Raw genomic sequence first — 8,979 nt, 5'->3', positions numbered from 1 at the left:
CCGGATCCGGAGCCCGTATCGACCGACCGGTTCAGGCCCGGGGAAAAGGGATTCCTTTTCCCCGGGCCTGAACCGGATGCCTCCTCGGTCGAACACCCCACTGCCATCCCCCACACCGCCGCAATCCCCTTTCGCAGCCACGACGAATGGTGGAAACATGACTGCGCAGACGATGTCGACACCGGACGATGTCTCCACGGTCGATCTGACCGATCCCAGAACGTTCGAGGAGAACGAACTCCGGGAATACTGGCGCCGATTGCGCACCACGCGACCGCTCCACTGGCACCCGCCCACCGGCGACGCACCGGGTTTCTGGGTGATCAGCCGGTACGCGGACGTCATGGCGCTGTACAAGGACAACAAGCGACTCACCTCCGAACGGGGCAACGTGCTGGTCACGCTGCTCGCCGGGGGCGACTCCGCCGCGGGCAGGATGCTCGCCGTCACCGACGGCGCGCGGCACCGGAATCTGCGCAACGTGCTGCTCAAGGCCTTCTCCCCGCAGGCCCTCAAGCCCATCACCGACCGGGTCCGCGCCAACACGACCCGCCTGGTGGTGGAGGCCGTCCGGCACGGCGAGTGCGACTTCGCCACCGACGTCGCCGAGCACATCCCGATGAACACCATCTCCGACCTGCTCGGAGTGCCCACCGCGGACCGTGAGTTCCTGCTGAACCTCAACAAGTCCGCGCTCAGTTCGAACGAGGAGGGCCAGTCGGCGACCGACGCCTGGCTCGCCCGCAACGAGATCCTTCTGTACTTCAACGAGCTGGTCGCCGAACGCCGGGCGAAGCCGACCGAGGACGTGATCAGCGTTCTCGCCAACAGCACCGTGAACGGCGAGCCGTTGAGCGAGGAGGTCATCGTCCTCAACTGCTACAGCCTGATCCTCGGCGGCGACGAGACCAGCCGGCTGTCCATGATCGACGCGGTGCGGACCTTCACCCGGCACCCGGACCAGTGGCAGTTGCTCCGCGACCGCGAGGTGACACTGGAGTCGGCCACCGAGGAGGTGCTGCGCTGGGCGACCCCGGCGATGCACTTCGGCCGGCGCGCGGTCACCGACGTGGAGCTGCATGGCCAGATGATCGCCGCCGGCGACATCGTCACGCTGTGGAACAGCTCGGCCAACCGGGACGAGGAGGTCTTCGCCGACCCGTACGTCTTCGATCTGAACCGGTCGCCCAACAAGCACATCACCTTCGGCTACGGCCCGCACTTCTGCCTCGGCGCGTACCTGGGCCGAGTGGAGGTGAACGCGATGCTGGACGCCCTGCGCACCTACAGCACCGGCTTCGAGGTCACCGGCGACCCGCAGCGGATCCACTCCAACTTCCTGACCGGGCTGAGCAGCCTGCCGGTGCGTTTCCAGCCGGATGAGACGGCGCTGGCCGCCTACGACAGCGGGAACGGGGCGCACCGGTGAGCGCGTCCGCCGGGGTGAGCCCGTCGAAGTGGCTGCGCTGCTACCGCAAGGTGGCCCGCCCCCGTCTGCGGCTGGTGTGCTTTCCCCATGCGGGCGGCGCGGCCAGCATGTTCCGTGACTGGCCGCAGTGGCTGCCCGACGACATCGAGGTGACCGGGGTGTGCTACCCGGGCCGTCAGGACCGGGTCCTGGAGCCGTGCATCGACGAGATGGGCGCGCTGACCACGCCGATCGCCGACGTGCTCCAGTGTTACGCGGGAGAGAGGCTCGTGCTGTTCGGGCACAGCATGGGTGCCTCCGTCGCCTACGAGGTGGCCCTGCGCCTCGAGCAGCGCACCGGCTCGGCGCCGGGCCGGCTGTTCGTCTCCGGCCAGTTGCCGCCGCACCGCGTGGTGCCCAAGAGCGTGCACCTGCGCGGCGACGACGCGATCGTGGCGGAGGTACGCCGGCTCGGCGACCCCGACGCCGACACGGTGCTGGACGATCCGGACCTGCGGGAGCTGGTACTGCCCGCGATCCGGGCGGACTTCCGGTTGATCGGCACCTACCTCCCGCGCCCGGTCACCCCGCTGGCCACCCCGGTGACCGCGTACGTGGGGAGCGAGGACGAGCAGGTGCCGGTCGAGGGCCTGCGGGAGTGGGCGGCGGTGTGCGCCACCGGCCGCTTCGACCACCGGGTCTACCCAGGCGGCCACTTCTACCTGATGGACGACCCCGAAGCCCTCGTCCGCGACCTGGCCGGCCGTCTGACCAGCCACCTGGCCGCCGCCCGCGTCGCCGGCTGAACCGGCGACGCGGGGGGAGTCAGGAGAGCGCGAAGCGCGCGCCGGCGAGCGAGAGCAGGGCGCCGAACACGTCGATCACCACGATGCCCACGGCCAACGACGTCCACCACTTACGGCGGCCGCTCCGGGTGCGGATGAACTGCCAGGCGGCCAGGGCCAGCACCACGCCCTGGACCATGAAGCACGGCTCGAACACCAGGAGGTCCTGCACGGCCGAGAGATGGTTCGCCTCGGCCGCCTCCGCCGTGCCGACACCGGGCACGACCGGGAAGTCGACCGCGCCGTGGCGTCCGCTCAGGTACAGGGCCTTGGTGACGAATCCGTACAGGGCGTGGGAGACGCACACCACCGCCGCGATCCACATCGGCACCAGCAGCACCCAGGCACGAAGTCGGCTCCCCGTCCGGCGATTCAGCGCGAGGACGAAGAGCGCGCCGAACAGCATGAGGGCGCTCACCACCCAGTTGACCGCCTGCACCGCGGACTTGTTGTGCCGCGCCAGGAGCGGCAGTCCCCAGGTACCGCCCACCGCCCAGTACACGTGGAGAAGCATGAAGAGCAGCGTGAAGACGAAAGCCAGGTGAACCCAGACCGGCCGGGGTGGCAGCTCGGTGCCCCGATCCCGGCCAGGTGAATTCTCGTCATTTTCGCCTGGAATTAATGTTTCGTGCACCATTCAAATCCTCACCTCGAAGCCTCGAGCACACCGCGGGCACGCTATCACCGGGCGCGAAGGCACGAACCCCGTGCATATCGGAGTTTTCAATGAGGGGGCCGGTTCCGGCCACGCCGCTGCTAGCGTCGGCGGCGCCGATGCGGCAGCCGTCGGGTCGGTGAACCCGTAGCGTATGGGGGTGAATACGTGGACATTGCAATTCGGGCCGAGGGGCTGAGCAAACGTTACGGTGGAAAGCAGGTCAAGGACGCGCTGAACGGTGTCGACCTGTCGGTCCCCGCCGGCACGGTGTTCGGGCTGCTCGGCCCCAACGGCGCCGGGAAGACCACGACCGTGCGCATCCTGGCCACCCTGCTCTCCGCGGACGGCGGCGAGGCGACCGTGGCCGGGTTCGACGTGCGCCGCCAGGCGAAGGAGGTCCGCCGGCGCATCGGGCTGACCGGACAGTACGCGGCGGTCGACGAACGGTTGACCGGCCGGGAGAACCTCCGGCTGATCGGCACCCTCTACCACCTCGGCCGGAGCGCCACCCGGGCCAGGGCGGACGAGCTGCTCGAACGGCTCGACCTGACCGACGCGGCCGACCGGCCGGTGAAGACCTACTCCGGCGGCATGCGGCGCAGGCTCGACCTCGCCGCCAGCCTGATCGCCGAGCCGCCGGTGCTGTTCCTGGACGAGCCGACCACCGGACTCGACCTGTCCAGCCGGCTGACCCTGTGGGAGGTCGTCCGCACCCAGGTGAGCCGCGGAGTCACCGTCCTGCTCACCACCCAGTACCTCGAAGAGGCCGACCAACTCGCCGACCACATCGCGGTGTTGAAGGACGGCAGTGTCGTCGCCGACGGCACCCCGGACGAGTTGAAGGACCGGGTGGGCGACGACCGGCTGCGGGTCACGGCCGCCTCCTCGGACGACGTCGTCGCACTCACCAAGGTGCTGAGCCGGTTCGGCGTCGAGGAACCGCTCGTGGACGAGGAGAAGAGGACGGTGTCCGTACCGATGACCGAAGGCGTCGGCGGCATCGCGACGGTGGCCACCGAACTGGTCCGGGCCGGCATCCCGGTGGCCGACTTCCGGCTCAGCCGTCCCTCGATGGACGAGGTCTTCCTGTCCCTGACCGGCCCCGCGACGCGGCCGGTGACCGAAGGAGCGGCGAAGTGAGCGAGTTCCTGAGCGACTGCCTCGCCCTGACGGGCCGCCACCTCAGGCATCTGTCCCGGGTGCCGGAGCGACTGCTGAGCGTGACGCTGATGCCGGTGATGTACGTGATCGTCTTCGGGTTCCTGTTCGGCAGCGCCATGCGGGTCGAGGGCGGCAACTACCGCGAGTACATCATGGCCGGCATCTTCGCGCAGGTCATGCTGGCCAACCTGCAGACCACCGCGGTCGGCGTGGTCGACGACCTGCGCAACGGCCTCGTCGACCGGTTCCGCTCGCTTCCCATGTCCCGCTACGCCGTACTGATCGGGCGTACCGTCTCCGACCTGCTGCTGTCCACGATCGCCATCGTCGTGATGGCCGCGGTCGGCTCCCTGATCGGCTGGCGGGTGCACACCGGCGCCCCGCGCGTCCTGGCCGCCTTCGGCATCCTGCTGCTGCTCGGCCTGGGCGCCGCCTGGCTCGGCGCACTGCTCGGGCTGTCCCTGCGCAACGTCGAGGCGGTCAGCGCGGTGATGTCCATGGTCATGATGCCGCTCACGTTCCTGTCCAGCGCGTTCATCCCGCTCAGCGGGCTGCCCGAGTGGCTGCGCGCCATCGCGGTGTGGAACCCGCTGTCGGCGGTGGTCGGGGCACTGCGCCAGCTGTTCGGCAACCCCACCTCCGTCGGGGACACCTCCTTCCCCTCGGTTCACCCGGTCCCCGTCGCCGTGGTCCTGATCGTGGTGATGATCGCGCTGGCCATGCCGCTCGCCGCCCGCAGGTACCAGACCGCGGCGGCCCGGTGAGCCGCTCCCCCGACAAGGCGCCGCCTACCCCCCAAAGGAGCACTGCGATGACGCCTGGTGTCACCACGCCCGCTGACTTCGAGGCGGGCGACACACCCGCGCCGGAACTCAACGTCCGTCCGCTCGTGGACACCACGCTGCTTCCCGACTGGCGGGGTGCCGGCAAGGTCGTGCACTCCGCCCACCGGGTGTACGAGCATCTGATCTCGCTGTGGGCGCCCGGGGTCATCGAGGCCGCGCACGACCTCGGCGTGTTCGCCGAGTTGAGCACCGGGCCGAAGACCGGCGACCAGCTCGCGCGGGCCTGCGCCGCGAACCCGCGGGCGATGCGGGTGCTGATGGACGGCCTGTACGCCTACGACGTCGTCGACCGCGTCCCGGCCGAGGACGGCCCCGCGGTCTACCGGATGCCGGATGAGATGCGCGAATGCCTGCTGCCGGACGGGCTGTTCAGCCTGGTCGGCAAGATCGAGTACGACCGCCAGCTGGCCTGGCACTCCTGGCGCAACCTGGCGGACTCGGTGCGCGGCGACAACCGCGACGAGGCCGGCCGGCTCCAGCTCAACCAGATCACCGAGCACAACTACGAATCCCTGGTGCGCGGCATCAACTTCTGGGCGCCGCCGATCGTCGAGGCGCTGCGCGGCGGGTTCGAGACGCTGGAGTGGCCCACCGACCGGCCGGCCCACGTGCTGGACATCGGCTGCGGGACCGGCCTGTACAGCCAGTTGCTGCTGCGGGCGTTCCAGCAGTGGCGGGCCACCGGCCTGGAGGCCCCGAGCATCGCCCCGATCGCCATGGCGCAGGCCGAACGGCTCGGCGTCGCCGACCGGTTCGACGTCCAGGTGCGCGACTTCTGGACCGAGAGCTGGGGCCGCGAGCACGACCTGCTGGTCTTCGTCAACATCTTCCATCTCCAGACCCCCGAGTCGGCGCAGGAGCTGCTGCGCAAGTCCAAGGAGGCCCTGTCGCGGGACGGCCTGGTCTGCATCGCCGACCACCTGGTCACCGACGAGAAGGACGCCAAGTCGGTCCAGGACCGGTTCGCGATGCTGTTCGCCGCGTCCATGCTGGCCACCGGAGGCGGTGACGCCTTCCTGCTGAACGACTACGACCAGTGGCTGGCCTCGGCCGGACTGCGGCGGGTCGCGGTGCTGGACACCCCGATGCACCGCATCCTGCTCGCCGGGCACGCCTGACCGGCCCGCGGCGACATGGCGGAGTTCCTCGGCGACATGCGGGCGATCGCCGGCCGGCACCTGCGGCATCTGCTGCGCCTGCCGGAGAAGCTGATCGGGTTCACCGTGATGCCGGTCGCGATGGTGGTGGGCCTCGGGGTCCTGTTCGGCGGCAGCATGCGGGTTCCCGGCGGCGGGCAGTACGGCGCGTACGTGTCGGCGGGTGTGGTCACCTCGCTCGCCGTCTCGACGGTCGCGCTGTCCGCGCTGGGCGTCGTCGACGACCTCCAGAACGGCATGTTCGACCGGCTCCGCTCCCTTCCGGTCGACCGCGCGGCCATCCTCTCCGGACGGATCCTCGTGGACTCGCTGCCCGTCGCGGTGGCGATGGTCAGTGTGGTGCCCGCCGCGTGGATCGCCGGCTGGGCCGTCGGTGTCCGGCCGACGGCGGCGCTGGCCGCGGTGAGCCTGGAACTGCTGCTGGGCCTGGGGTGTTCATGTCTGGGGATCTATCTGGGGCTCACCTTCCGCAACGCGGAGGCGGTCACCTCGGTCGTACCGGTGTGCCTCCTTCCGGCGACGTTCCTGTCCAACGCGTTCGTGCCCCCGGACGGCCTGCCCGGCTGGCTGCGCCAGGTGGTCGGCTGGAACCCGGTGACCGCGGTGAACAGCACGGTGCGCGACCTGCTCGGCACGGAGGGGACGACCAACGGCGCCGGTTTCCCGGACCGCCACGCGGCGCCGCTCGCCGTCGCCTTCTGTCTGCTGGTGATCGCCGTGACGGCTCCGGCGGCGGCGCGTGCCTACGGCCGCGCCGGACCGATGCGGTGAGGCCGCCGGAGACCGCCCCCAACAACACGTTTCAAACCCGGACACAGAGTTTTCGAACTGACCCGGAGTGGGTTTTTCCCCTGACTAGGCTGCGCGTATCAGGCCGGCCGAATCGGACTCCATTCCGTATATCGCTCGGCCACCGACCGCCCGCGCTGATGGCTGGAGGCGCCATGGATTTCGGCCTTTTCTATTTCGCGAACGACAAGGAGGACGCCGGCGACAGATACCGGCTGCTGATCGAGGGAGCCAAGTTCGCCGACACTCACGATTTCGCGTCGGTGTGGACCCCTGAACGTCACTTCCACGCGTTCGGCGGCCTCTATCCGAATCCGGCGGTGACGGGCGCCGCGGTGGCTGCGGTCACGGAAAAGGTCGCGGTGCGGGCAGGCAGTGTGGTGGCCCCGCTGCACCACCCGGTGCGCATCGCCGAGGAATGGTCCGTCGTCGACAACCTGTCCAGGGGAAGGGTAGGCATCGCATTCGCCTCCGGCTGGCACGCCGCCGACTTCGTACTCCGCCCGGAGGGATATCCGACCCGCAGGTCCGGTCTGATCGACTCGGTGCGGGCGATCCGGAGCCTGTGGCGCCAGGAGCCCGCGACGCTCGTTGACGGCGCGGGCGAGAGCGTCGACGTGACGGTCTTCCCGCCGCCGGTCCAGCGGGAGTTGCCGGTCTGGCTGACCAGCGCCGGCAACCCGCAGACGTTCCGCGAGGCGGGCGAGATGGGCGCCGGAGTGCTGACCCACCTGCTGGGCCAGGGCGTCGACGTGCTGGAGAAGCGGGTCGGCGAGTACCGGCAGTCGTTCCGCGACCACCACGACGAGACCGAGGGCGACGGACATGTCGCGCTGATGCTGCACACCTTCCTCGGCACGGACCGGGAGAAGGTCAGGCAGACGGTCCGCGAACCGTTCAGCAAGTACCTGGCCAGCTCCTTCGACCTGGTCATCCACGCCGCCAAGGCGGCGGGCGCGAACGCGGTCGCACTGGATCTGAACAAGATGAGCCCCACGGACATCGACTTCCTGGTCGGCCAGGCGTTCGACCGCTACTTCGAGACCAGCGGCCTGTTCGGCACGGTCGAGGACGGCCTGCGGATGTGCGAGCGGCTGTACGAGATCGGCGTGGACGAGATCGCCTGCCTGATCGACTTCGGTGTGGAGACCGACGAGGTGCTGGCCGGACTGGCCCATCTCGACCGGCTCAGGCAGGCGTGGCGGGAACGCGAGCAGGCGCGGTGACCGCGCGCGCCGGGGCACCGGGCGGAACGGCGAAGGGGATGGATGTGGAGCCGGCTCCGGTCGGCGCCGGGACGTATCGCGCGTTCATGAGTTCCTTCCCGACCGGTGTGTCCGTAGTGACCACGGTCGACGCGGACGGCCGGCCGCGTGGAATGACCTGCTCCTCCCTCTCGAGCGTCAGCCTGGATCCGCCGGTCCTGTCCGTCTGCCTGACGGTCACCAGTCGAACGCTCGGCGCGCTGCGCGCCCAGGGCTTCTTCGGGGTGAATCTGCTCGGGGTCCGCGCGAGCGGCGTCGCCCGCCTGTTCGCCGACTCCTCACTCAGTCACTTCGAGCACGTGCCGTGGCAACCGGTCGGCAGCGCCGGACTCCCCCGGCTCGGCGGTGACACCATCGCGTTCGCCGCCTGCCGGGTGGCCGACGCCAAGGCCGTCGGCGACCATGTCGTCGTATTCGGAGAGGTGTTCGGCACCGACTGCGGCGGCGGCACACCGCTGCTCTACGGCCGCCGGCGGTTCGCCGCCTGGCCCCAGACGGCTCCGGACCCCGCCTGACACGACACAACCCGGCACGTCACGCTCGACACGGGCACACCCGACGGGTCACGTCCGGCACGGATACGCCCGGCACGGTCACACCCTGCGGTCACGTCAGGCCCGGGCACACCCCGCGGGTCACACCCGGCACGGGCACACCCCGCAGGTCACGCCCGGCACGGACACACCCCGCAGGTCACGCCCGGCACGGACACACCCCGCAGGTCACGCCCGGCACGGACACACCCCGCAGGGCACACCCGGCACGGACACACCCCGCAGGGCACACCCGGCACGACACGCCCTGCAGGGCACACCCGGCAGGGGTAGGCGCACCCCGCGCGGATGCGCCCT

Annotated in this window: 9 protein-coding genes; 8 read left to right on the top strand and 1 reads right to left on the bottom strand. The window is 70.1% G+C overall.

Annotated elements, in window-relative coordinates; all coding sequences use genetic code 11:
- Positions 1-157: 157 nt before the first annotated feature.
- Positions 158-1,429 (top strand): cytochrome P450, encoded by a 1,272-nt coding sequence (locus ACFY3J_RS20445; protein ID WP_390841417.1) that lies wholly within the window; start codon positions 158-160, stop codon positions 1,427-1,429.
- The gene (locus tag ACFY3J_RS20440; RefSeq protein WP_384176386.1) at positions 1,426-2,214 is read left to right on the top strand and encodes a thioesterase II family protein; all 789 of its coding nucleotides are present in this window, start codon (positions 1,426-1,428) and stop codon (positions 2,212-2,214) included. Before ACFY3J_RS20445 ends, ACFY3J_RS20440 begins: the two co-directional genes overlap by 4 nt.
- A gap of 19 nt (positions 2,215-2,233) precedes the next feature.
- Here ACFY3J_RS20440 and ACFY3J_RS20435 read toward each other — a convergent pair whose 3' ends face one another.
- Positions 2,234-2,767 carry a DUF3995 domain-containing protein gene (locus ACFY3J_RS20435; RefSeq protein ID WP_384176384.1) on the bottom strand — a complete coding sequence of 178 codons (534 nt, stop codon included), beginning with the start codon at positions 2,765-2,767 and terminating at the stop codon, positions 2,234-2,236.
- A gap of 309 nt (positions 2,768-3,076) precedes the next feature.
- Between ACFY3J_RS20435 and ACFY3J_RS20430 the strand changes: the two genes are divergently transcribed.
- The 6 genes from ACFY3J_RS20430 (at position 3,077) to ACFY3J_RS20405 (ending at position 8,643) form a co-directional block, all read left to right on the top strand.
- Entirely contained in the window at positions 3,077-4,051 is a 975-nt protein-coding gene (locus ACFY3J_RS20430) for an ATP-binding cassette domain-containing protein (protein WP_390841416.1), read from the top strand.
- A complete protein-coding gene (locus ACFY3J_RS20425) occupies positions 4,048-4,836 on the top strand; it encodes an ABC transporter permease (RefSeq protein WP_384176380.1) in 789 nt (262 codons plus the stop codon). The genes ACFY3J_RS20430 and ACFY3J_RS20425 overlap by 4 nt, the downstream gene beginning before the upstream one ends.
- Positions 4,837-4,883: 47 nt before the next feature.
- Positions 4,884-6,035: a methyltransferase gene (locus tag ACFY3J_RS20420; RefSeq protein WP_384176378.1), complete on the top strand. Its 1,152-nt coding sequence runs from the start codon at positions 4,884-4,886 to the stop codon at positions 6,033-6,035.
- A gap of 15 nt (positions 6,036-6,050) precedes the next feature.
- On the top strand, positions 6,051-6,845 hold the full coding sequence (locus tag ACFY3J_RS20415) for an ABC transporter permease (protein ID WP_384176376.1): 795 nt from the start codon (positions 6,051-6,053) through the stop codon (positions 6,843-6,845).
- Between the two features lie 173 nt (positions 6,846-7,018).
- The gene (locus tag ACFY3J_RS20410; protein ID WP_384176374.1) at positions 7,019-8,089 is read left to right on the top strand and encodes a MupA/Atu3671 family FMN-dependent luciferase-like monooxygenase; all 1,071 of its coding nucleotides are present in this window, start codon (positions 7,019-7,021) and stop codon (positions 8,087-8,089) included.
- Between the two features lie 86 nt (positions 8,090-8,175).
- Entirely contained in the window at positions 8,176-8,643 is a 468-nt protein-coding gene (locus ACFY3J_RS20405; RefSeq protein WP_384176372.1) for a flavin reductase family protein, read from the top strand.
- Positions 8,644-8,979 lie beyond the last annotated feature (336 nt).

This window comes from Streptomyces sp. NPDC001231, assembly GCF_042896885.1.
Taxonomy (GTDB): domain Bacteria; phylum Actinomycetota; class Actinomycetes; order Streptomycetales; family Streptomycetaceae; genus Streptomyces.
Note: the sequence above shows the minus strand (reverse complement) of the source record. Positions and strands in the feature narration are given on the sequence as shown.